Source organism: Bradyrhizobium lablabi, assembly GCF_018129385.1.
Lineage (GTDB): Bacteria > Pseudomonadota > Alphaproteobacteria > Rhizobiales > Xanthobacteraceae > Bradyrhizobium > Bradyrhizobium lablabi_C.
Genome location: NZ_JAFCLN010000009.1, coordinates 23,358 through 47,610, shown reverse-complemented (window position 1 = coordinate 47,610; position 24,253 = coordinate 23,358). Strand labels below are relative to the sequence as shown.

The following is a 24,253-nucleotide window of genomic DNA, read 5'->3' as shown; positions in this document are numbered from 1 at the left end:
GACCTATGGCCACTGAGCGCAGGTCAGTCCGTCGGGCTTCTCAGCGGGATCAGCAAGCTCAACTGATGCCGTCAGCTCTCAGCCCCTTCAGGCGATGATGTGCCAGTTGTCCGGGATCACGCCGAGCGAGGTGGCCTGGGTGATGGCGCCGTCGTTCATCTCCCACATCTGGGTGACGCCGGAGTCGTTGCGCCAGACGATGTCGCTCATGTGGTCGCCGTTGTAATCGCCGATCGCGCCGACCTCCCATGTCGTCGGGATCACGCCGAGCCCACGGGTGCTGTCGATGGTCGCGTTATTCATGTTCCAGATCTGTGTGACGCCGCTATCGTTACGCCACAGAATGTCGCTCTTGCTGTCGCCGTTGAAATCGCCGACGCCCGCGACCTGCCAGTTGGTCGGGATCGAGCCGAGCGAAGTGGCGCTGAGGATATTGCCGCCATCCATGTCCCAGATTTGCGCCACGCCGTTGTCGTTGCGCCACAACAGATCGGTGTTGCCGTCGCCGTTGAAGTCGCCGGTGCCGGCGAGCTTCCATGCCGCCGGGATCACCCCGAGGTTATGGGCGCCGACAATGGCGCCGTCGTTCATGTCCCACATCTGCACGGTGCCGTTGTCGTTGCGCCAGAGCAGATCCGCCTGGCCGTCACCGTTGAAGTCGCCGGCGCCCAGGACATTCCAGTTCGTCGGGATCACGCCGAGCGAGCGCGTGCTGGCAATGGCGCCGTCGTCCATGTTCCATATCTGCGTGACGCCGGCATCGTTGCGCCAGAGCAGATCCGCCTTGCCGTCACCGTTGAAGTCGCCGGTGCCGGCGACGTTCCAGTTGGTGGGCACTCCCCCGAGCGAGTTGGCATCGAGGATGGTGGCGCCGTCCATGTCCCATATCTGCCCGACGCCGGCATCGTTGCGCCAGACGATGTCGCTCTTGCCGTCGCCGTTGAAGTCATGCGGCACGCCCCCGACCGGCACGCCTTCCAGCGTGATGCCGAAGGTGCCGTTGACGTAGTCCTTGATGGTGACGACCTCGTTGCCGGCAGTCAGCGTCAGATCGCCGCCGGGGCTCCAGCCCAGCGCGAAGTGCTTGGTCGCGCCGCTGTCGTCGACGACGGCAAGATCCCACACACCCGCGCTTACTGCGGTCGCGGTACCGTGGATCTGGTAGCCCGCGTTGGCGGGCGGCGTCGAGGTCCAGCCTGCGGGGATGGTTGCCGGACGGGGCGCGCCATTCCACAGCACGCCGTCGTTGTCGATGATCGTTACCGTGCCGGTGTCGAGCGTGCCGCTTACCGTATTGGCGAAGATGCGGATGCCGTAGGTGTCGGTGCCGGCGCCGCCGATCAGCGTGTCGTTGCCGCTGCCGCTGCGCAGGATGTCGTCGCCGGCATTGCCTTCGATATAGTCGTTGCCGCCGGCGCCGAAGATAACGTCGTTGCCTTCACCGCCATAGAAACTGTCGGCGCCCGCTGTCATCGGATTGCTGGAGCCGCTGAGATAGTCGGCGCCGGCGCCGCCGTCGACCTCGACGGGCCCGACTGCGACCGCATCGGCGACGAAGGCTTCGTCGGCCGAGGTCAGCGTGAGCTTCGCCGCGACGTTGATGTTCACCGTCACCTCGTTCGAGATGAGGCCGTCATTGTCCTTCACCGTATAGGTGAAGCTGTCCGCGCCGACATAGCCGACCGTCGGCGTGTAGGTGATGACGCCCGTCGTCGCGTTGACGCTCACCGAGCCGTGGGCCGGACCGGTTCCCACCGCGACAGTGGTCGGGTCGATCGTGCCATCCGAGTCCGTATCGTTGGCCAGAACGTTGATCGTCGCCCTGATGTTCTTGCCGGCTGTGGCGCTGTCATTTGCAGCCACGGGCGCCACGGTGGTCAGCGATACCGTCTGGTCGGCGAACTGCGCAAACCTGAAGCTGGTCAGCGTGTCGACGCCGTCGGGCGAGCCGCCCCGGTTGTCGGTGATCGTCCAGTTGCCGCCGCCGTTGTCGGTGACGGTATAGTCAGCCCGGTTGCCGCTGTAGACCGCGGTGTTGGTGCCGCCGCCGCCGTTGAACGTGTCGTTGCCACCGCCACCGGTGACCGTGTCGTTGAATGCATAGCCGGTGAAGGCGTCGGCGCCCGTGCTGCCCACGAAGTTGATCGCATTGGCGGCGAGCAGGCTGCTGAGATGCGTGATCGAGCCGATTCTGCCGTCGTTGAGCAGCTCCGATACCGTGCTGTCGGCGCCGGTTTGATTGACGAGGCCAAGCCCCGAAATCCGCAGGTCGAGCTGGGACAGCGGAAAGCTGTCGGTACCGCTGGTATAAGTCAATCCGTAGCCGAACGAGATCGCATCGAGATCGCCGCCCACGACGTGAGTCGCGAAGTCATAATCGATCGAATTTCCACCGCCGCCGGATTCGAAGACGATGGCCTGCTTGCTCGGATCCGGAAGGAGGTTTGTCTGCTCCGTGACGGCGTATTGATTACCGGAAAAATCGCTCGGATCGCTGGAAAAATACCCAAAGCCGGCAGGCGAGTAGTTTGGAGAGACGAAGGTCGCCAGATAGGCCGATACGTCGATGCCGGTGCTGTCCGCATTGAAATTATTAGCAGTAATCGTAATCGCCATAGCCAACCCCTTGAGACTTGCGACGCGGTTGGCTGGCTACCAAAGGGCTGGCTAGCGTCAAATGTTACAGGCGTTCTGCTACAATCGAAGCAAGAGACAGGGCAACGTCTTTCTTCCTTCTTTGTAACGATTCTCGTTTGTCGCCATTCTCGATCTGCTCGAATTTAGAATTATTCTTAGCTTGGTGCTGACTGGACTCGCAGGGATTCCTGCGGTGGCTTTGCGGCGTTCTGCCGCAAGGATGCGCTCGGACTTCGTTCTCTCAACATCACGCCATACACCAACGATCCGCAGATCATCGACAATCGCGCGGCGCGTGAATCTTTTTTCGACGAGCGAGATACGCCGCCGGCCTCTCCCGCAAACGCTTGACGTGCCTGCGGCTTTGGCTGAAAGAATTTCACCCGCACCGACAAGGCCTGCACCGTTTAAGCAAGCGCCTCAATATTGAAGGAGAAATTATAGTGAGTGGGCCATTGGACATGCATGCGTTGCGAGCAACCTCCGACACGAATGAATCCAGCCGCGCCAAGCGCTTGAAAGACGCAACACATGAGACACATGATCGGCTCGACAAGTCGATCATGGCGCAGAGGCCGTTCGAGAGCCAGGCGCGCTATGGCTTGTTCTTGAAGGTCCAGCATGAATTCCATCGGGAAATCGCGGGACTTTACGCAAGTCCGCTGCTCGACAGGCTGTTGCCCGATCTTGCGAAACGCGGTCGTTTCGGCCTGATCGAACAGGACCTTGCAGATCTTGGAATAGCCGCGCCTTCTTCAAAGCACACGCCCACATTCGCAAACAGTGCCGCGCTGGACGTTCCGACGGCCTTCGGATGGCTCTATGTTTCGGAAGGCTCCAACCTCGGCGCGGCCTTTCTGCTGAAAGCAGCACAACAACTTGGGCTCTCCGAAGCCTTTGGCGCACGTCATCTTGCGGCAGCGCCGGAAGGACGCGGTTTGCACTGGAAGACCTTTACTGCCGCGCTGGACGCTGTGGTCCTGACCGGGCCCGAAGAAGAACGTGTTACTGTTGGCGCGCGAACCGCCTTCGCACGTGTCGAGAGCCTGGTTAGCCAATTTTACGCCGGTTGATCTGTGATCCATTCAGATTCCAATCAATCGCCAAGCAAATGAAATCGCTTCAGGATTGACAGCGAATTGTTCAATGTAATAGTTGCCAATTGTCGGCGCGTCGTTAGCTAGCCAGCCAGCACCTCCCAGCCAGCCAGCCTCCAGCAAGAATCGAGCTTCGTGAGCTTGGTTCGCGCAATGCCGCGAAGGCCTGGGGATCAAGGTGTTGTGCACAAAGGCTGGGTCCGAAGTTTTTTGGAGCTTCGTGCGACGAACGATTGGCGTGGCCGCCGTGTCGGTGGTCGCGACGCCAGCGTTCGCGGAGGAGGTCTCTGAGCTCCCCCCGATTGAAGTGGCCGCCCCGCAAAAAAAGCCTCGCCCCGCACAGAAGAAGCAAATCGTCACCTCCCAACGTCCGCGGAACGCGCCGGCAGTCAGAGCACCTGCGCCTCAGCCAGTCACCGCGCCTGCCGTCGCGACCGGCGAGTCGCAGGACAAAGGCTTTCAGGGAACGCCTGACTGGGTGTACTCCACGCCGGGCTCGGTCAGCGTGCTCAGCCGCCAGCAGATCGAGCAGCGGACGCCGCGCAATTCCAGCGATCTGTTCCAGGACATGTCAGGCGTGTTCACCGCGACTGACCGGCAAAATCCCGGCACGACGGTCAACATTCGGGGTCTACAGGAGCAGGGCCGCGTCAACGTCATGATCGACGGCGCGCGACAGAATTTTCAGCAGGCCGGTCATGATGCGTCGAGCTTCGTCTATTTCGACCCGGAACTGATCGGTGGCGCCGTCGTCGAGAAGGGTCCTACCTCGACCGTCGGCGGCGCTGGCGTGATCGGCGGCGTCGTCTCGCTGCGCACGCTGGAGGCCGACGATATTCTTTTGCCGGGCAAAAACTACGGTGTCCGCTCGCGCGCCACCGCCGGATCCAACGAGTACCGCTACACAGCGAGCGAGGCAGTCGCCGCACGGAGCGACCAGGTCGACGTCGTCGCGGCGGTGTCACGCAAGGAAACCGGCCCTTACCTGCCCGGTCAGAATGGTACGCTGCAATATGTCGGCCCTGGAGCGCCGGTGACATTTACCGGCCAGGACAACTGGTCGGGGCTAGGCAAGGTCACCTGGCGACCGACGCCGGATCAGAAATTCAAGCTCGGCTACGTCGCGCTCAACAACAATTTTTCGACCGGACAGGGCGAGTTCATCGATACGAACCAACTGTTCACGCAGACCGCGACCGCCGACTATTTCTGGAAGCCGGCCAATCAAGCGATCGATCTCGCCGCCAAGGCATGGTGGTCATCGACCGACAATCATCAGTTTCGACCTGCACGTACGGCCTACGGGTCTTTTGACTTGCGATACGGGCTCACCTCTTTCGGCGGTAGCCTGGCCAACACCTCGCGCTTCGACATTCCGCTGTTCAACGTCACGTGGACGAATGGTCTCGAGTACTTCAAGGACCAGACCAAGACGGGCGTCATTTCCGATCAGACCAATCCCTCCGACAACGAGTGGTTCTCGGGTCCGACACCCGCCGGGATGCGCGACATTTCGAGCGGCTTCAGCGAGATAAAGTTCAAGCAGGGAGAATGGCTCGAACTGATCGCCGGCGGACGATACGATCTTTATTCGCTGAAAGGCTCGGGCAATTTCATCAATGCGTGCGGCGCCTTCGCGACCGAATGTACGCAGCCGTTCTCGGTCGACAAGTCGGAAGGACGTTTCTCACCCAAGGTCACTGCTGCGGTGACGCCTGTCAAAGGCTTCCAGGTCTACGGCAGCTACGCCGAGGGCTTTCGGCCGCCGCAGATCATGGAGACGCTGCAATACGGACGCCACATCGGCAACGGCGTGGTTTTCGCGCCCAATCCGAATCTGCTGCCCGAAACATCGAAGAATCTGGAGGCCGGCGCCAATTTCAAATTCGACAACGTATTTTTTCAGGGCGACGGCTTCCGCGCCAAGGCCGCCGTCTTCGACAACACCATCACCAATTTCATCACCACCGGGGTTGGGCGCTATCCGCAGGCGGGCACGTTTGGCGATCTCGTCCAGACGGCTTTCGTGCATGTCAACCTGCTCGGACCATCGACCAAGATAAAGGGCTTCGAGCTGGAAGCATCCTACGACACGGGAAAGGCCTATATCGGAGGAACCTATACCCGTCTCGATACGCGCTATGACGGCGTCTACAATCCTTTCTTCGCCGGACCGCCGAACGGCAATGCCTACCTGCCATTGCTGCCGAAATGGGAGCGTCAGTATTTCTTCATCTTCGTGCCGCCGAAGGAGAAGCTCGCGTTGGATGGCGGCGTCCGCTTCCTCGATCGCAAGGTCACGCTGGGAGCCCGCATGCTCTACGTGGCGCCGACGGTGCCGTTGACCACCCCGGACCTGCTGCTGACCTACAAGCAGGAGAGCTACCAGCTCTACGGCCTCTATATGTCGGTCGCGTTCAACGAGAATCTGACCGGCCGCATCAACGTCGATAACCTGCTGGACAAGGCCTATGTCGACGCGATGGGCGTGCCGACCTATCCGGCCCCGGGACGCACGGTGACTCTCTCGCTGCAAGGCAAGTTCTGAGCGCCGCTAATCTGGCTGGCGGAGAGAGTGTCAGTCGATCCCCATTGATGTACAAGCGTTTTTCATTTCAGCAAGTGCCTACCTGCGGTTCTCGCCGCCGGTCACCGTCTCTGTCCGTGCGGCGAACTGCGCCTCAAGCCTCCGTGCAGGATGGCGTGCTAATCAACTGTAATTCGCATCTCTTAGAGATACGCTTTCGGCAGCAGCATGTGAATGCCTTTATTGCCGTCGACGAGTTGCGTGACGCGCAGATTGCCGACCAATGAGCATAGCATGTAGGCTTGGTTGCGCGACAGGTTGGTACGGTCGCAGACGTGCTTGACCATCTCGCGAACCGCCTGCTTGGCAGCGTCGTCGAGATCTTCGTCGAGGCCGATCGACATCAGGTGCGTGGCGCTTTCGGCGAATGGCCAGGTCAGATCCATGTCTTTGCGAACCGTCAGCCTGAAAGTGCCGGTAACGCCGGTCTCCAGCGCGGTGATGCAGACTTCTCCATCGCCCTGCACGCCGTGGCCGTCGCCGGCGAAGAACAACGCGCCTTCATTGAACACCGGCAGATACAACGTCGTGCCGGCGCGCAGTTCCTTGTTGTCCATGTTGCCCCCAAAGACGCGTGGCACCGGCGAGCCGCACCGGCCCCAAGCCGGCGGCGGGGCGGTGGCGATGATGCCGAAAAAGGGATCGAGCGGGATCTCCGTACCCCACGGCATGACGCAAACATTGCGATCGTGATCGACCTTAGGGTGAATGGTTTCATACTCGGTAAACTCGTCCGGCAACGTACCGAGCAACGGCAGGATCGACACAAATCCCCAATCCTGGCGCACTTTGACGCTGAGGATGTCCACCTGCAACACGTCGCCGGGCTTGGCGCCTTTCACGTGCACCGGGCCGGTGATGAAATGCGGGCCCGGCCCCTGCAACATGGTGTCGAGCGCGTTCAGATAGTCCGCCGGCACGATGCTGCGGTCTTCCGGCAGCGTTTCCTTGCCCCCAGCCGGAAACGAATGCAACGTCACGGTGTCGCCAGAGGCGACCTCGAGCACCGGCGGCGTAGTGCTGTCGAGATAGCCCCACACCATGTTTTCGGGCGTCGCTGGAATTTCGTGGCGGCGGGACATCGCATAGCTCCGTTGGGATGTTAAACAGGGATCAGATCGAGATATGGCGGGCAAGTGTTTCGCGGCTGGCACGATCGATGCGGCCGGTCTCGGCGACGCTGCCGCGCGAGAGCACCACGAATGAATCGGCGAGGCTGACGGCAAAATCGAGATACTGCTCAACCAGCAGCAGCGACATCCGCCCCTTGAACGTGGCCAGCACGTCGCGGATCATCGCAACCAAGTTGGGTTGGATGCCTTCGGTAGGCTCGTCGAGGATCAGCAGGCCCGGCTTCGTCACTAGCGCCCGCGCGATCGCGAGTTGTTGCTGCTGGCCGCCGGACAGCGAGCCGCCGGGCCGTCGCCACATCTGGCTAAGCACCGGAAAGAGCCCGATCGCCTCGTCCATGGACGGCGTTCCGAGCGTGCCATGCGCGCGCGCCGCGGCCTCGATGTTCTCGCCGACCGTCAGCTCCGAAAAGATTTCGCGGCCCTGCGGCACATAAGCGAGGCCGGCAGTTGAGCGGCGATGCGACGACCAGCCGGTAATGTCGGTGCCGTCGACAAGGATTTTACCACGCGTCACCGGCAGCACACCCATCAGGCATTTCAGCAGCGTGGTCTTGCCGGCGCCGTTGCGGCCGAGCACGGCAAGGCATTCGCCCGGGGCGATTTCGAAGTCGACGCGGCGCAGCACCTGCGCGCTGCCGTAGTGCTGGTCGAGACTTTCGACGCGGAAGCGCATCGTCATCGCCCCAGATAGACGTCGACGACTCGCGCGTCGGCGCGGGCGTCTTGCATCGAGCCTTCGAACAGCGTCCTCCCCTCATGCAACACGGTAACGCGATCCGCGATTTGCTCAACGAAGTCCATGTCGTGTTCGACCACCACAATGGCGCGATCAGGACGTCGAAGCTTGCGGACCAGCGCGACGGTGCGCTCGGTCTCCTCGTCGGTGAGGCCCGCGACCGGCTCGTCCAGCATCAGCACCTTGGGTTGGGAGGCCAGCACCATGCCGATCTCCAGCCACTGCTTCTGGCCGTGCGCCAGTTCGGACGCCGGGCGGAGCGCAAGATCGGCGAGCCCAACCTCCGCCAGCACGTCGTCGACGCGCTGCGCGAGAGCGTAAGGCGACAATATCCGCCGTAGCCCGCCTTGCGCGCCGATCGCGATATGCTGACGTACGTCGAGCCCCTCGAAAATGCTCGGCTTCTGGAATTTACGGCGCACCCCGGCGCGCGCGATATCGGATTCGCTCGACCGGGTGATGTCGATCGTATCGTCGAATACCACCCGCCCCTGTTTGGCGCGCGTGATGCCGGAAGCGACGTCGAGCATGGTGGTTTTGCCGGCGCCGTTCGGACCGATCACGGCGCGCACTTCGCCGTAATCAATCGCAAGCGACAGGCCGTCGATGGCGCGGAAGCTGCCGAACTCCACCGTGACATCGTCGATCAGCAGCGCCGCCGCCATCAGCGCAGCTCCGGCTCGGAGGCGAGACGCTTGATACCCATTGGCCGCGTCAGCTTCAACTTGGCGAGATCTACCAGGCCGTTGGGAAATACGAGCACGACCAGGACGATCAGGCCGGACAGGATGAACGGCCACAATTCCGGCGCCGCCGCGGACAGCCAGAACTTCAGCGCGTTGACCAACATGGCGCCGATCACCGCGCCGATCAAATGACCGCGTCCGCCGATGGCGACCCATACGGCGATTTCCAAGGACAATTCGGGCGACAACAGCCGCGGATTGATGATGCCGACCTGCGGTACGTACAGCATGCCGGCAAGCGCAGCGATCAGCGCCGACAGGCACCACACCGCAAGCTTCAGCCGTAGGGTCTCATAGCCCAGTGTGCGCAGCCGCACCTCGTCGTCCCGCGTCGCAATCATCAGCACGCCGAAATTGCTGCCGAGTAACAGCCGGCAGCCAAGCAGGACCGCTGCAAGCAACAGCACGGAGACCACCGCCATTGCAATCACCACACCGCTGCCGCCGATCGGCCAGCCGAACAGCACCAAAAAGCCAGTCATGCCGTTGTTGCCTCCGAAGCCCGTATCATTGCGGAACATCAGCAGCATGGCGACATAGACCAGTGCCTGGGTGATGATCGCGAAATACACGCCATCGACCCGCGAGCGAAACGACACGTAGCCGAACACGCCGGAGATCAGAATCGTCACCACCGCCGCGACCAGCAAAGCGTACGGGAAGAAGCCGAGCCCGGCCCAGTAGAACGGATAGCTCGACCAGCCCATGAACTGCATGAAGTCCGGTACCCGGCCGGTGACTTCGCTCGAATGCTTCAGCAGATGCATCGCCACGATGTAGCCGCCAATGCCGAAGAACAGTCCGTGGCCGAGCGACAAGATGCCGAGATAGCCCCAGATCAGGTCGAGCGCGAGCGCCAACACGGCGAAGGCCGCGAGCTGCCCGATGGCGTTCGCAAGATAGGCCGAGATGCCGAGCGGCGTGACCATAGACACGGCGAGCAGCGCCGCGACCGCCAGCACGACGGCGAGCAGGAGCTGAAACGGGCGGTCGGATGCCAGCGGCTTCATTTGCGGCGCCCCTTGATGGCGAACAGCCCTTCAGGTCGCCATTGCAGAAAGGCGATGATCATCAGCAGCACGATCACCTTGGCGGCGACCGCGCCCCACAGCGGCTCGATCAGCACGTTGACCTGGCCGATGCCGAGAGCCGCGACCACGGTGCCGACGATGGTGCCGACGCCGCCGAGCACCACAACCATGAAACTGTCGATGATGAAGTTCTGCCCCATCTGCGGATTGACGCTGTAGATCGGCGCCAGCGCCAGGCCCGCAAGCCCCGCAAGCCCCGAGCCCAGCCCGAACGCCAGCATGTCGACACGGCGGACCGGAATGCCGATGCAGCCCGCCATGGTGCGGTTTTGCGTCACAGCCCGAATGTTGAGGCCGAGCGGCGTCAGCCGGATAAGGCTCCAGGTCAGCCCCAGCGTGACCGCCGCGAAGGCGATCGCGAACATCCGGTTCCACGTGAAGATGAAATCGCCGATCACCGGCACGCCACCGGTGACGTAGAAAGGCGTGACAAAGTTCAGATTCTGCGTGCCGAACGTCACTCGGACGATATTGATCAGGAACAGGCTGACCGCCCAGGTCGCCAGGAGGCTCATCAACGGCCGACGATATAGATGCCGCAGCAGGACCGCTTCGAGCGCGATGCCGATCGTGGCGGTGACCAGGAACGCGACGGGAGCGGCGATGATCAGGTAGTATTCGGTCAGCGCCGGCGCGAACCGCTGCAGCGCCTCCTGTACCAGCCAAGTGGCGTAGGCACCGATCATGATCAGCTCGCCTTGTGCCAGGTTGATCACGCCCATCAGGCCGAAGATCACCGCGAGTCCGATCGCCGCCATGAACAGGATGCTGGCGAAGCTCAGGCCATTATACAGCGTCGCCAGCACGTCGCCGATCCTGATGCCACGCTCGATCTTTCTGACCGTCGCGTCGACGGCACCTTTGAAGGCGGGATCGGCGGCATAGGCGGGGTCCTTGGTCAAAGGCCCGACCTTGGCGAGCGCGCGCCGGTCCGGGGTCGCAGCGATGCGCTGCAATGCTGCGATCCGCTTCGCCGGGTCAGCGGAATTGAGCGCCGCGGCTTCCGCAACCGCGGTGATCTGCGCTCTCAGCACCGGATCGCTTTCCTCCGCGGCCGCGGACTCGAACAGGAGCTCCGGCAGGGTTACGGCGTGCCGCTCCAACGTGCGAAGCGCCGCCGCGCGCCGTCCCAGGTCGGACGAGCTGCGCAGCGCCAGCGCCGCATCGGCCATCTCGAACACGCTGCGGTTCTTGAGGCTGAGCAAGGGCGAGCGACCACTCTCGGCAGCGGTGCGCGGCGCGCCGCTGAGCGCATCCCGGCTGCCATCGGCGGTCATGGCCACCGCGCCCGCGCCGTCGCATGTCAGCTTACGGTCCATCATCGCCCGCGCGATCGGAGCGGCCCAGGCGCGATCGGCTGCGGAGCCCTCAGCGGCGACACCCATCAAGGAGCGACCCGCCTCGCCCAGCGCGGCGGCATCACCGCACAGCCGGTCGATCAATTCCGCGCGATGCAGCTCGGCGGCCGTGGACGAGCCGACGGCCGCAGACAGGAACAACAGAATGAGAAATAAGCGCCGCATCAAGTCCGCCGATTCTGCCGGCCTGATCCCTGCCGACAGTCGCTCATCCACGGCATCGTCAGCTGTATGGGCTGAACGGCACCGGCTTCGGTGCATCCTTCGACTGCCACAGCACGTCGAAGCCCTGCTTCTCGTTGACCGAGCCGATGAACACGCCGCGCGACGCGTAGTTATTCTCGCCGGTCATCTGGATCTTGTAGCCGGACGGACAATCGAAGCTGAGCCCTGCGAACGCCTTTCGCACCTCCGGCACGTCGAACGAATTGGCCTTGGCAGCCGCCATAGCCCACAGATGCACGGCGTCGTAGGCCGAGACCATCGGATCGATCGCAACGTCGGCCTTGAACGGCACGTTCTTCGTCTTGACGTAGTCCGCCCACTGCTTGAGGAATTTGGCGTTGGCGGCGCCCTTGGCGTTCTGCAGATACGCCCAGCAGTTGAGGTGGCCAACCAGCGGCTCGGTGTTGAGGCCTTCGAGATCGGCTTCCACCATGTCGAGGCCAAGCACCGGCACGTCGGTCGCCTTGATGCCCTGATTGGCGAACTCGCGCAGAAAGTCCGGGATCGACGAGCCGACCACCGTCAGCACCACGATCGGCTTGCCGCCGCCCTGATCGGCGAAAGCGCGGATCTGATTGACCAGCGTCTGGAAGTTGGAGAAGCCGAGCGGGACGTATTCCTCCTTCCACGCGCTCTCCGGGATACCCTTCGACTTCCAATACCCCTTGAGTTGCTTGTTGATGGTCCGCGGCCAGACGTAGTCCGAGCCGAGCATGAAGAACCGCTTGGCGCTGACACCGTCCTCGCTCATCAGGTAGTCGACCGCGGGCAGCACGGAACTGGCTGGCGGCGAGTTGACGTAGACGACGTTCTTGGAATTCTCGTCGCCCTCGAAGTGCAACGGATAGAACAGCAGCCCATTGGCCTGCTCGACCACCGGCAGCACCGACTTGCGCGAAACCGAGGTCCAGCAGCCGAACAGCGCCGCAACCTTGTCCTGCTCCAGCATCTGTTTGCCGATTTGCGCATAGAGTGGCCAGTCCGAGGCGGGATCGGACACCGCAACTTCGATGGTGCGGCCGTTGACGCCGCCCTTGGCGTTGATCTCGTCGGCGGCCATGCGCACGACGTGATTGAGCCGACCTTCGATATTCGCCATCGTACCGGATGAGGAGAACAGACAACCAAGCTTCACAGTGCCGGCGGCCTGTGCGGAGCGGATGATCGAAGGCGCGCCCAGCGGCGACGTCAGCGCTGCCGCTGCAAGTCCGGTGGTCTGAAGAAACGAACGCCGCGTAAATCTGCTCATGTGCCAACCTCTGTAGTGGAAGTGGCGCGAGTGTTTGCCGCGGGCGACGAAGCGGCAACTCCAAATAACCTGCAACGCTGCTTAATCAGTCAGCAAAAGTGCTTCTCCGACACGCTTGATGTCAATTTTGCCATTTTGGATCGCCGGCGTTTCGCTGTAGTCTTTTCGGCATCATCACGGCGTCGCACTCGATACGGTCGACGCCGCGAATGATAATCGCCGCAGGTGACTGCACAGGCGTGTTGCGCCGGGCGGGCGGTTTTCGTTCTGCAGCTACGCAACGATGAAAGCGTGAGCCCATGCGCCACTCGCAGCACACCGACACCGAGATCCTGTATCTGTTGCACGAGGCCGAAGCCGGTATTTCAATACCGGAAATCTGCCGGACAGCCCACATTTCCGAACGGACGTTTTATCGCTGGCGCAAGCGCTACGGCAGCCTGACGCCACCGGCGCTCTTGGCCATGAAGGAATTACAGTCCGAGAACCGGCGACTGCGCACGCTGCTGAGCAGGCTGTTGGAAAGCGCGGACACAACAGTCCGTACAACATCCGAAACTCCGCGGGCACCTGTCCGTTCCGACTGCGGGTTCGCGCCGCAGCCTGCTCCCTGCGACATACCCGGTCAGGCGCGCGGCGCATCGCTCGGCCGCTTCGCGTTCGTGCGCGGCACACGCTGAGCCAGAAGGTTAGGTTGGTCGATGGAGTTCGGCGGCAATCGCCGGCAGACGCAACGACATGCATGGCGTTCACTGGTACGGCTGGAAGACGAGACGATCACACGCGGATCCGAGCACGCGATATGGGCTTGGGCCGCGCGCTCCAGCGTGTAGATCGCATCCGGCTTGATCGGAAACGGCTTGAGCGCACCGCTGGCAGAGCCTGAAACCAGTTCGCGCGGAATTTCGCCCGCGTCGGATGACGACAACGAAAGCGAGTCGGCACCAAAGTAGGTATGCCTCCCGCGGCAGAAAGCGAAAATGTCGAACGGCCACCGGCGTTTCGCGGAGGCAATGAAGATTGCCGACCGACAGATGAATTACGCTTCGCTACCGAAGGCGGAAACGAGAGCAAGCGAACCGCAAATTTGCAGGGCGGGGAGGCGGGCGCCAGGTCGCGCAGCCTGCCGAGCGATCACACCAATGCTGCAGCAATGTAACGAACCCAAGCGCACGAAATCGTCGTTTGGCGTGCAAAATCGCGCAAATGGCGGAGGGAGAGGAACTGGGATCGAACCTTCTCCCGCATAACCCATACTAGCCTGTCGCATGCGGCGGCCACCCTCCGGACGGCCGGTTCTGTTGGTGATTTCGGCACGCCTCCCATTCAGATTTCCTTACAGAGGGTATTCTCGGGATTCTGTACCACGCCGCGCGAAGCTGCTCTGATCAATCTGAAACAACGTCACGACGCGACGCGCCACTTCCCGACGTCCGCGACAGCTCAAGCGAGAATCTTATTTGTGATCTCTTTCATACGAAGATGGATCGCACCAACCTAAAATAGAAAAGGAGCAAACGCAGGCCGGGAGACTTCTCATGGCTCGTGTGGTCGATATTCTGCGGCAAGTGGCACCGAAAGCGAGCCCGAAATACTTGGCCGCGTTCGAGCGCGGGAACTCGTTGCTACAACGGCACCAGATCATCACCCCCGATCGCCTCGCGCATTTCCTTGCGCAAATCCTGCACGAATCCGGCGGTTTGACGCTCGAGCGCGAGAGCATGAAGTATAGGACGGAGCGGCTCCTCGAAATCTTTGGCGTTGGCAGGCACTCCGCGGCGATCACGCCAGCCGAGGCGCAGAGCCTCGCCCGTGACGAGCAGGCGATCGCTGAACGCGTTTATGGCCTCGGCAATGCGCGGAAAGCGCAGGAACTCGGCAACAAGGATCCAGGCGACGGCTTCAAATACCGCGGCGCCGGCCTCATGCAGACCACCGGCCGCGCCAACTACCGCCGTATGGGCCTACTCTGCGGCGTCGATTTCGAGAAGAAGCCGGATCTGGTCTTTTCGGCCCGGCACGCCCTGAAACCCGCACTCGCGGAATGGTCTGAAGCGGGGCTGAATGTGTACGCCGACAACAACGACATCCTGGCGATCTCGCGCGCCATCAACTGCGGCAGCCCCAGGTCGAAGACGATCCCCAACGGCATGCAGGACCGCACCACTTGGTTTGCGAAGGTCCGACCGCTGGTCGATGATATCAAGTTCAGGACGCGTAAAAAGGCCGCAACCGAACTGACGAAGACATCAGCGACAGGCAAGCCTCGACCGGAGGCGGGCTCCCAAGAGCCAGGTCTCCAATGTGCGCTTGCCGACCTGCTGGGCGAGCAAATCCTTCGCCTCGGCGACGAGGGCCCACTTGTGCGTACAGTGCAACTGGCGCTCGCCAGGCTCGGTTATCCCTTGCGCGGAAGTGGCAGCTTTGCCGCCAGGACGCTGAGTGCGGTAAAGGATTTCCAGCAGGCTCACGGCCTCGGGGCGGATGGCGAGATCGGGAAGGAGACCGCGCAAGCGATCGATCGCGCACTTGCGGAGCGGAGTTCGCCAACCGCCGCTTCCGCCTCTGCGATTGCCGGGCTTGTCGGAGATCAGATTCTGCGCGTTGGAGATGCAGGCCCTATCGTACAGGCCGTTCAGCTTCGGCTCGCCCGGCTGGGCTATCCGCTCAAGGGCACCGGCAATTACGGCCCGGCGACCGAGCAGGCCGTGCGGGATTTCCAGACCCGTCGTGCCCTCGAGGTCGACGGCGAGGTGGGACCGGAGGTCGCCACCGCCATCGACCGTGCGCTTGATGCGCTCTCGCGCTCCGCCGCGCCTCGGCCTCGGGCCGATCAGGATCGGGCTCCGCCAGTAGCCGACAGCCCGACTATGAGGTCACAGCCGGCGCAACCCGCCGCCGGCTCGCTGGCGGATCTGCTCGGAGACGGTGTTCTCGGCCTAGGCGATCAGGGATCTGTTGTGACTGCACTTCAGCTCGCGCTAGCAAAACTCGGCTACCCCCTGACCGGGACCGGCTATTTCGGTGGCGCCACCGAAGCCGCCGTGACAGATTTCCAGCAGCAACGGGGCCTCGAGGTTGACGGAGAGGTCGGGGCCGAGACTGCGCAAGCGATCGACGGGGCCGTGACTGGAGCGCCGCGTCCGCTGCAGCCCTCGAACGACGCGCAGCCATCTCTGAATCTACCCGGCACCGACACGCGGCCGCTCTGGGTGATCGAAGGTCTGAAATGGCGGAACCTACGGGAGGGCCGCGGGGCGGCCGAAAATCCTGATATCCTCAAATGGGCAAGAGACGAGGGTGGCGCGATCGCCGAGGCGTACAAGCATGACGAAATCCCGTGGTGCGCGCTTTTTGCGAACATGGTGCTGACCAAGGTGGGCATCAAAGGCACCGAGACCCTGTGGGCCCTCGATTGGGACAAGTGGGGGCAGAAGCTTCCTGGTCCGGCTGTCGGCGCTTTTGCGCCGATGAAACGCGATGGCGGCGGCCACATCGCGATCGTGGTCGGGCGAGATAAGCAAGGCAACCTGATGTGCCTGGGTGGCAACCAGAGTGACGCCGTAAGCGTCATTCCATTTCCAGCCAAACGGCCGCTAAGCTTCCGCTGGCCTGTTGGCGTGCCGGTACCGTCCAAGTCCAGCGTCGAGTCGCTGCCGCTGATGGAATCGGATGGACGGGTTTCGGCTAAGGAGTCGTGAGCACCAAGTGACGCTCCCATGCGACGATGAGGCCGTCGTCTGCGGTGCAATTCCGATTACTGACGAACGGAGGATTCCATGGAAATGACTCTGCTAATCAAACTATTACCAATCGTCTTCCGAGCGATTAACGTTGCGCCACAAATTCAGGAGGCGATGCGAATTGGAACGCCGATCGTTAAAGCCGTGGAGGAAAACGCGGGTGATCTCCTGCCCTTATTGAAGGAGATCGGGAAACAGAAATTTCCGGAAATTGATGAGAAGTTTGCGCCGGCCGCAGCCGCCTCAACGATGTTTGATCCAATCAGGATAAAGTGGCTTCAAACCGCGCTAAATGTCCTCGGTGCCACCCCACCGCTCGATGTCGATGGTGAGTACGGGCCAATGACGAAAGATTCCGTGTTGCAGTTTCAAAAGGCCCACGAGCTTGTGGCTGACGGCTGGGCTGGCGATACCACCCACGCCGCACTGCAGCTTGCGCTTTCCAAAAGATCAACAGCCTCAGCGTAGAATTCCTGGGGAGCAGAAGCATTGGTTTGGGAGCCTGTTGCAGAACGTGCAGGCTCGCTCGGGTCTTGCATCGATTGCATTCGACCTGGAGCCAGCCGAAGCCGCCGCTGATTCATTTGCCCATTGTTGGGGAGGGCCAAGCGGATCTTCGCGGAATACGCACCAGAGCCCAATCCTGAGACGAAGAAAAAGGACGTCGTCTGGTTCGCGCTGAACGATGACCGGCCGCTAGCAGCCTTCGCCGGCATCTGGACCGCGTACCGCGGCGACCGGGGTACTAAGTCTAAGCCAATTCCCGGCCCGCTCGACGTCTACGGCTTTCTGACCACGTTAGCGAATGCCGTGGCGGAGCCGATTTATCCTAGAGCAATGCCAGTCATCCTTGCGACCGAAGAGGAGCGCGACGTTTGGATGCGTGCCCCTTGGGACGAGGCGAAAGCCCCGCAGCGACCTTTGCAGGACGAGGCACTGAAAATCGTTATGCGTGGCGCTGATAAGACCGGAAGCGCGCTGAAACCGCCGTATCGTTATGACATGCGAGCGCCGCGAGCGCCGTCCGATTCCGGATTTCAAGCTTCTGATATATGTGATGAAGGTGTACCTTGATGGTGCCTTGGGAAATGTTCAGCCGGCGCGCAATCGCCTTGTTCGACAGCCCTTCGGCCACCAGATGCATGATTTCGCGCTCGCGGTCCGTCAGCAACGCCAGCACGTTTTCGATTTTGGCAACGTTTACTTCCCTCCCCGTTGGCGCCAATTCCGGCGACGGCTCCGGCAGTAAGCTGACTCCCTCCGCCACCAGCCTCAGGGATCGCAGCAGCGTTTCGTTGTTCGCGTACTTCGAAATCACATTGCAAGAACCGGCCGCGATTGCTGCGGCCAGATCGCCGTTTTCGACGGCTGCTGTGAAGAAAACCAGCTGGATGGGAAAGTTCTCGTCGTCGGCAATCGCAAGAATTTCAGATGCCGTCACATCAGGAAAAGAATCTCCTAGAAGCGCGATATCAGGCGCCAAATTCCGGATTGCTTCAAGGCAGCTTGTTCCGCTGTTGCACCATGCGACGATGTTAAAGTCGCGCTGCGCTGCGAATACTGACATCAATCCCTGCAGAACGATCGGATGCCGATCTGCGATCACCAGTCGGGTACCACGCATAAGCCTTCCCTGCCCTTCCCCTAACTCGGCGTACCCAAGCAACGCTCTCGGAGCATCTCAACGCAGCTCCAGAGTATCCATTCCGACCAAGTGGCAACGCTGCGAAGTAAGAACGCCCTTCTACTTGGCTGATGGTCAAGAGAGCCATGGAAAGAAGGGGGCCGCATCGTGGGACGGTTCCTCGATGATCACACCCCGAAACTGCTGCGCGAATTTGGCTGCATTCGCCGAATCCTGAAAGCAAAACAAGAGCAGGGCTTCGCGGCCCGAATTCCTCAGCATCCAACCTACTCGCAGCTGTTCGCCGTGCTCTAGAAAAAATTCGACCATTATATCCAGCGTCTGACCAAAACCATACTCAGGCATAGTCAGTTGAACTAGATGTACATCAGGAACGGCAGCTTCAATTTCGCTTTGCACTGAGCCAAGCATGCCGAACGTCCCCCTCTCGACCGGCAGTCACCATCTCTAACGCTCGACGACAGTCACATCTCTAACGCTCGCGGAAGGCTCGATTTACCTGATCGGTGAATGGCTTCGCCAGATAGGAGACAACTGTTCTTTCCTGGGTCGACACGAATACTTCTGCCGGCATGCCGGGGACCAGCTTGATGCCATTTAGCTTGGCGATCGCATCTTCCGTCGGAAGCAGGTTGATGTATGCAATGTAGTGCTCCTGGCCATTCGTGGGATCACGCGCCGAGGCGGGAGAAACCATGACGACTGCACCCTTCATCTCAGGTGTTGTGTTGCGGTTAAACGCGGTAAGACGAACGCGGGCGGATTGACCTGTCTTTACCTGATCGATGTCGGCTGGCGAAATTCGAATTTCAAACTTGAGTTCCGCGTTTTGCGGAACGACTGTCGCAATCTTTGCAGCGGGCGTAATGACGCCACCGACCGTATGAACAAAAAGTTCGTTGACGTAGCCTGAAACCGGTGACCGAATTTCCGTGCGCGACAAGCGATCCTCGATCGCCAACTTTCGTTCACTTAGTTCGGAGATGCGGGCATCGACCGTTCGAAGATCGCGCTGCGCTTCCGTGCTCGCGTTCTGATCTACCGCGATGATTTGGAGCCTGATTTCGCTGGCGCGCACTTTTGCTCGAGCGATGCTCGCAGAAATCTCTCCGCGCTCGCCTAGAATTCTGGCCCAATCGCGGTGCGCCGAATAGACCCTAGTGTACTCGACAATCTTTTTCTCGAAGAGAGCGTCTAGTTTGTCGCGCTCGGCGCCGACCAACTTGATCTCTTCCTCTTTGGCAGCCAGCCGCGCCTCCATTCCCCTGATTTCCTCCAGGGTTTGATTGACGCTCAGTTCGAGTTGCTCTTTCTGGCTGTCTCTCCCCAATTTATTGCCCGTGAACAGGCGGCTTTCCCCGCGGACCACGATGTCCGCTGCGGTCGATATGCGTCCGAGGTCGGCTGGAAACTCTATCGAGGCAAGATTGTCGCGTTCCGCTATCAGACGCGCTTGGCGGCCAAGGGCTTCGCCCAACTGCGACCTGACGATCAGAAGTTCTGCCTTGATTTGAACGTCGTCGAGCGTCGCGAGGATCTGCCCTTCCTTGACGAGATCGCCCTGACGGATGGACAACGACTTCACGATCCCACCGTCTCGATGTTGGACCTCCTTCAGGTTCTGGTCGACCTTCACGGTACCAGCGGCGACAATGGCGCCCTCCAGCCTTGCGATCGCAGCCCATCCGCCGCAGCCGATCACCAGGAGAACGACCAGTGCCGATCCGCCGAGTATTCTCGGCCAAAGCCGGAAGGACTGTTCATTGGCCTGAGCAACGTTCGACGGCGGTGCGTCGAGGGAGACTTCCTTGAGATCAAAAAGTTTCATTTCCCGATCCCCTCGATGTCTCAACTGACGGCGACGGTGAATTGAAGGTTATGGTGTCCGGAAAGCTCAATCGTGAAGAACTCGTCGGTATCGGGGCGATCGTGAATATCCACCATCGTCCTCTTGTCGTTGTCGGTCTCCTCAAACCGGAACCGCACCGGTCTTCTGCCTCCGGTTGACGACAGGTAAATATCTTCGAACATGTCGGAAATTGCCTCGTCGAAGTCACCGTCCTCGGAGTAGCTGATCTCGAAAGTCGCGGCCACAATCCGGTCCCCGACCGTGAAGTCGGTAATCTTGCGGACCGTCATCGCCTCGTGATCATCGTTCTTTCTGTGGAATTCGAAGGTATCATCACCATCACCGCCCGTCATCGAAACCGACGTTGATCCTGCAACGACATGGTCATTGCCGGATCCCGCGATAACCTCTTCGAAGGCAGCAATCAGGTCGTGTCCTACCTCAACACCGTTGGCTGTACCTCTTCCGAGGTCTACCGTGACGCTTAGCGTTGCGGTCGAGTAGTCCAGCCTGTCGTGTCCGTTGCCTCCATCATAGGAATCATTGGCCGCGTCCATTGCTGCTACGACATGATCATCGCCATCGCCGGCTGCGACCGTATCCACTCCTGCGCCGTCTGAAAGGGTGTCGTTTCCCGCGCCGCCGTCGAGAGCGTCATTTCCTGCACCGCCGCTCATGCTCACGTCCGTGGACGCCGCGCTCGCATTAATAGCGTCGTCGCCGCTTCCGCCGATGACCACCTCGAATTCCGCGATCTCATCGTGACCGATATCGTCGCCCACAGCGATTCCACTTCCGACGTCAACGCGGACGCTCTCCGTGGCCGCCGAGTAGTCGATCGTATCCCGGTCGGCACCGCCATTATAGGTATCAGCGGCAGCGTCGGCTGCGGCAAGGACATGGTCGTTGCCCGCGCCGCCCAGGGCGGTGTCGCTGCCCGCTCCGTCCGCGAGTACATCGCTGCCGTCGTCCCCCAATAGCAAATCGTTGCCGGCACCGGCGGTTATCGTGTCACGCCCGGCGCCGCCGGCAAGGTTATCGCTGCCGTCGCCCCCGTCGAGCGTGTCGTTGCCCGCCTCGCCCTGAACGGTATCGTGGCCGCTACCTGCCAGTAAAATGTCCGCACCATCACCACCCGACAAGGAATCGTCGCCGTCCTCAGCCACGATGATGTCGTCGCCTTCCTCGCCATACAAACGGTCGTTGCCAGTTCCGCCGAAAATGATGTCGTTGCCCGAACCTGCGAACACAATGTCGTTGCCCGCTCCCGCATAGACGACATCGTTGCCTGCACCGGCAATGATGTGATCGTCACCGGCTCCTCCGATGACAATGTCGTTGCCTCCGCGGGCATCGATATTGTCGTTACCTGCAAGACCGTCGATGGTCTCGCTGCATTGCGTGCCAAGAAGATTGTCGTCATTGGCAGTTCCGATGATCGGCGGCGCATCTACAACGCTGAAGTAGGCCGTCTGCTTGATGGACATTGAACCGTCGCTGATCATGTACGTCAACGTCACGTCGCCACGCATGCCGTCGTCGCGTTCAAAGATCCAGCCGCCGTCTTCAGTGGGCGTGAGGGTTCCGGATGTGGATGAGATGCTCGTTATGGTCAGCCGGTCGCCATCCGGGTCGGTGGTGCCGGCCAGGAGCGTCAATAGGGGAATCATCATCACTGTCTGACAGCCGACCACGTCCGCCAATTGCACCGGCCCGTTGGTTCGCGGCGCGCGGTTCCGAGGTTCTTCGGTCGGCGCGCGCGGCTTTTCACTGCCGCCACCACCGCCGCCGCCACCGCCGTTTCCCTCTCCACCTGAGTTCGGCTGAGCGGATTGGCGATTGTCGTTGCCACCCCGAACAGCGTCCGCGGTCGCGGTGTTTGCGACACGCGGCGGTGCGGCAGACGCCGGCTGGATGGACCCAGGGCCAACCGCCGGCTGACCGTCGCTCTCCCGGAATAGCCGAATCGGGACAACGTTGTCAGACGATTTGGAGACGTGGCGTGACTCTGTCTCTATATCCTCCTCGGTCGCGGCGCTGATTTGATCCTCGCGCGGCGCATCGCTCTGATCTGCATCTTCACGCTTAACTTCCTGTTGCCGTTCGCCGGCCTCCAGCTTGACCGGCAGAAAACTCTTCAGATACGCGGCACATCCGGTCAGGAACACCAGAAAAGCAAGCGGGAGGAACGACCCCTTCTTTTGATCCGACTCGGCATAGTCCTCGCGCGTTGGTCGGGATGCCGATTGGGAGGCGGGCCTGAATGCTTTGGCTGTGATCATGCGGGCCTCCTCACTTGCGCTTGGAGTTGGTCGAGCATGGCCCGCATTGTCGGCTGCTGAGGCGATACCGGTTGCTGCGGCGATGCCGGCTGCTGCGGAGCCGCGGACTGCTGCGGAGCCGCGGGCTGCTGTATTCCGGTCGGCGTCATGATGTCCTGCTTCTTGCCGAAGGCGGTGATGCGACCGTTCTGCACGATCGCAACGAGATCGACGGCGACAAGCGCGCTCGGACGGTGCGCGATGACGATTGCGATACCGCCTCGCGCTCTGATGCCGGCGATCGCCTCGGCAAGAGCCTGCTCTCCCTCGCCATCGAGGTTGGAATTGGGCTCGTCCATGACGACAACGAACGGATTGCCGTACAGCGCGCGCGCCAGCGCAATGCGCTGCCGCTGCCCTGCCGACAGGGCCGTGCCCTGCGGGCCGAGCTGGGTTCGATATCCGTCCGGCATTTTCAGGATCATGTCGTGCACGCCGGCCGCCTTCGCCGCCTCGACAATCTTCTGGGAGTCCGGATTTGGCTCGAAACGGCAGATGTTCTCCTCGATCGTCGCGTCCATCAGGCTGACTTCTTGCGGGAGATAACCGATGTGCTTTCCGATTTCATCCTCGCGCCATTGAGCCAGATCGGCGCCATCCAGCCGGACGCTGCCGCGCAGCACCGGCCAGATGCCGGTAAGGGCGCGTACCATGCTCGTCTTTCCGCCGGCGCTTGGTCCGATGATGCCAAGCGCCTGGCCAGCCTGTAGTTCGAAGGCAATTTCACTCAGGATGATCTGACCGGAACCAGGCACCGCAACCGTGATCTTCTCCACGCTGAGACGCTGGGTGGGTGCGGGCAACTTCATCGGCTCGTCGGTAGCGGCAATTGCCACTACCGTGTCCCGAAGCCGCTGATAGGCCATGCGCGCCGCAACGAACGGCTTCCAGTTGCCGATCGCGAGGTCCACTGGCGCAAGAGCGCGAGCAGAAGCCACCGAGCAAGCGATGATGGCGCCGGCGGTGAGCTCGCCCTTGATCGTGAGATAGGCACCGAGGCCAAGCACCGCCGATTGCAGCACCATGCGAAGCACACGTGACACGGCGGCGAAAGTGCCTGTGATGTCGTTCGCCCTGGTCTGCAGTTCCAGATGCTCGCGATTTGCATCGTTAAAGCGATCCACGGCCCGACCGGCGAAGCCCATTGCCTTGAGAACCTCCGCGCTGCGCGCGTTGCTATCGGCGATCGTATTGCGCGCAGTGGCCGCCTTCCGCGTCGAGAGGCTGAGACGCTTCGTCATGATTTCGCTGACGACGGTCAAAACGGTCAACACGAACGCGCCTGCGAACGTCAGCGCGCCAAGTGCCGGATGCAGCAGGTAGACGAAAGCCAGATAGATCGGCATCCACGGCAGATCGAACAGGGCTCCCGGCCCCTGACTGCCGAGGAAGCCGCGAACCGTATCTACGTCGCGTCCACGTTCGAGAGCTTCGGATGTCGAGAAGCCGAATCGCGGCATGTCGATTGCAACCCGGTGCGCCAACGGTGCCACCTTCCGATCCAGCCGCGCGCCGATTCGCACCAGCACCTGGGAGCGGATGACGTCGAAGCTGCCCTGAAAGAGATATAGGCCGATGACCAGGCTTGAGAGAACGAGAAGCGTGGGAATGCTGCCGCTGGTCAGTGCCCGGTCGTAGATCTGCATCATGTACAACGATCCGGTCAGCGCCAGTATGTTTATCATCCCCGAGATGAGAAACAGGAAGATAACGATGCCACGAAAGCCGCGCGTCAACTCGGCAAGCTTGCGGCGCTTTGCGGGAGTCAGCTCTTTTGAGGTAGCCATGTGATGCGCCCGGAGGTTGGACAGTTCGGGAGAAACGGTTCACGGGAGG

At 61.4% G+C, this 24,253-nt stretch carries 17 protein-coding genes and 1 pseudogene; 6 read left to right on the top strand and 12 right to left on the bottom strand.

Features of this window, described 5'->3' with window-relative positions; translation table 11 throughout:
• Positions 1-87: 87 nt before the first annotated feature.
• A complete protein-coding gene (locus JQ628_RS18370; RefSeq protein ID WP_212224287.1) occupies positions 88-2,616 on the bottom strand; it encodes an FG-GAP-like repeat-containing protein in 2,529 nt (842 codons plus the stop codon).
• Positions 2,617-3,098: 482 nt separating this feature from the next.
• Between JQ628_RS18370 and JQ628_RS18365 the strand changes: the two genes are divergently transcribed.
• Positions 3,099-3,710, top strand: coding sequence for a biliverdin-producing heme oxygenase (locus JQ628_RS18365; protein WP_212224515.1), 612 nt, complete (start codon positions 3,099-3,101; stop codon positions 3,708-3,710).
• A gap of 202 nt (positions 3,711-3,912) precedes the next feature.
• A complete protein-coding gene (locus tag JQ628_RS18360) occupies positions 3,913-6,282 on the top strand; it encodes a TonB-dependent hemoglobin/transferrin/lactoferrin family receptor (RefSeq protein ID WP_349628085.1) in 2,370 nt (789 codons plus the stop codon).
• A 182-nt stretch (positions 6,283-6,464) separates the two neighbouring features.
• On the opposite strand, the gene JQ628_RS18355 is transcribed toward JQ628_RS18360, so the two are convergent.
• The 6 genes from JQ628_RS18355 to JQ628_RS18330 are packed head-to-tail and all read right to left on the bottom strand — an operon-like array spanning position 6,465 to position 12,859.
• Positions 6,465-7,403: an acetamidase/formamidase family protein gene (locus JQ628_RS18355; protein WP_212224285.1), complete on the bottom strand. Its 939-nt coding sequence runs from the start codon at positions 7,401-7,403 to the stop codon at positions 6,465-6,467.
• A gap of 31 nt (positions 7,404-7,434) precedes the next feature.
• A complete protein-coding gene (gene urtE / locus JQ628_RS18350) occupies positions 7,435-8,133 on the bottom strand; it encodes an urea ABC transporter ATP-binding subunit UrtE (protein ID WP_212224284.1) in 699 nt (232 codons plus the stop codon).
• Positions 8,130-8,855 carry an ABC transporter ATP-binding protein gene (locus tag JQ628_RS18345; protein WP_212224282.1) on the bottom strand — a complete coding sequence of 242 codons (726 nt, stop codon included), beginning with the start codon at positions 8,853-8,855 and terminating at the stop codon, positions 8,130-8,132. Before JQ628_RS18345 ends, urtE begins: the two co-directional genes overlap by 4 nt.
• Positions 8,855-9,946, bottom strand: a complete 1,092-nt coding sequence (gene urtC / locus JQ628_RS18340; protein ID WP_212224280.1) for an urea ABC transporter permease subunit UrtC — start codon at positions 9,944-9,946, stop codon at positions 8,855-8,857. The genes JQ628_RS18345 and urtC overlap by 1 nt, the downstream gene beginning before the upstream one ends.
• Positions 9,943-11,550: an urea ABC transporter permease subunit UrtB gene (urtB, locus tag JQ628_RS18335; protein WP_212224278.1), complete on the bottom strand. Its 1,608-nt coding sequence runs from the start codon at positions 11,548-11,550 to the stop codon at positions 9,943-9,945. Before urtB ends, urtC begins: the two co-directional genes overlap by 4 nt.
• A 58-nt stretch (positions 11,551-11,608) precedes the next feature.
• Positions 11,609-12,859: an urea ABC transporter substrate-binding protein gene (locus tag JQ628_RS18330; RefSeq protein WP_212224276.1), complete on the bottom strand. Its 1,251-nt coding sequence runs from the start codon at positions 12,857-12,859 to the stop codon at positions 11,609-11,611.
• Between the two features lie 299 nt (positions 12,860-13,158).
• On the opposite strand from JQ628_RS18330, the gene JQ628_RS18325 reads away from it, so the two are divergent.
• From JQ628_RS18325 to JQ628_RS34530, 4 genes and pseudogenes are all read left to right on the top strand, one after another.
• Positions 13,159-13,539 carry a transposase gene (locus JQ628_RS18325; RefSeq protein WP_212224274.1) on the top strand — a complete coding sequence of 127 codons (381 nt, stop codon included), beginning with the start codon at positions 13,159-13,161 and terminating at the stop codon, positions 13,537-13,539.
• An 858-nt stretch (positions 13,540-14,397) separates the two neighbouring features.
• Positions 14,398-16,560 (top strand): TIGR02594 family protein, encoded by a 2,163-nt coding sequence (locus JQ628_RS18320; protein WP_212224272.1) that lies wholly within the window; start codon positions 14,398-14,400, stop codon positions 16,558-16,560.
• 78 nt (positions 16,561-16,638) lie between these two features.
• A complete protein-coding gene (locus JQ628_RS18315; RefSeq protein WP_212224270.1) occupies positions 16,639-17,070 on the top strand; it encodes a peptidoglycan-binding domain-containing protein in 432 nt (143 codons plus the stop codon).
• Between the two features lie 147 nt (positions 17,071-17,217).
• Positions 17,218-17,568, top strand: a pseudogene (locus JQ628_RS34530) (SOS response-associated peptidase family protein); the annotation flags it as partial.
• Here JQ628_RS34530 and JQ628_RS18310 read toward each other — a convergent pair.
• The 5 genes from JQ628_RS18310 to JQ628_RS18290 all read right to left on the bottom strand — a co-directional run bounded on the left by JQ628_RS18310 (position 17,549) and on the right by JQ628_RS18290 (position 24,204).
• Positions 17,549-18,226, bottom strand: coding sequence for a LuxR C-terminal-related transcriptional regulator (locus tag JQ628_RS18310; RefSeq protein WP_212224268.1), 678 nt, complete (start codon positions 18,224-18,226; stop codon positions 17,549-17,551). The pseudogene JQ628_RS34530 and the gene JQ628_RS18310 overlap by 20 nt on opposite strands.
• A 135-nt stretch (positions 18,227-18,361) precedes the next feature.
• On the bottom strand, positions 18,362-18,658 hold the full coding sequence (locus tag JQ628_RS18305) for a hypothetical protein (protein WP_212224266.1): 297 nt from the start codon (positions 18,656-18,658) through the stop codon (positions 18,362-18,364).
• Positions 18,659-18,719: 61 nt separating this feature from the next.
• Positions 18,720-20,075, bottom strand: coding sequence for an HlyD family type I secretion periplasmic adaptor subunit (locus JQ628_RS18300; protein ID WP_212224264.1), 1,356 nt, complete (start codon positions 20,073-20,075; stop codon positions 18,720-18,722).
• A gap of 20 nt (positions 20,076-20,095) precedes the next feature.
• On the bottom strand, positions 20,096-22,378 hold the full coding sequence (locus tag JQ628_RS18295) for a calcium-binding protein (protein WP_212224262.1): 2,283 nt from the start codon (positions 22,376-22,378) through the stop codon (positions 20,096-20,098).
• On the bottom strand, positions 22,375-24,204 hold the full coding sequence (locus JQ628_RS18290) for a type I secretion system permease/ATPase (RefSeq protein WP_212224260.1): 1,830 nt from the start codon (positions 24,202-24,204) through the stop codon (positions 22,375-22,377). The genes JQ628_RS18295 and JQ628_RS18290 overlap by 4 nt, the downstream gene beginning before the upstream one ends.
• Positions 24,205-24,253: the final 49 nt, after the last annotated feature.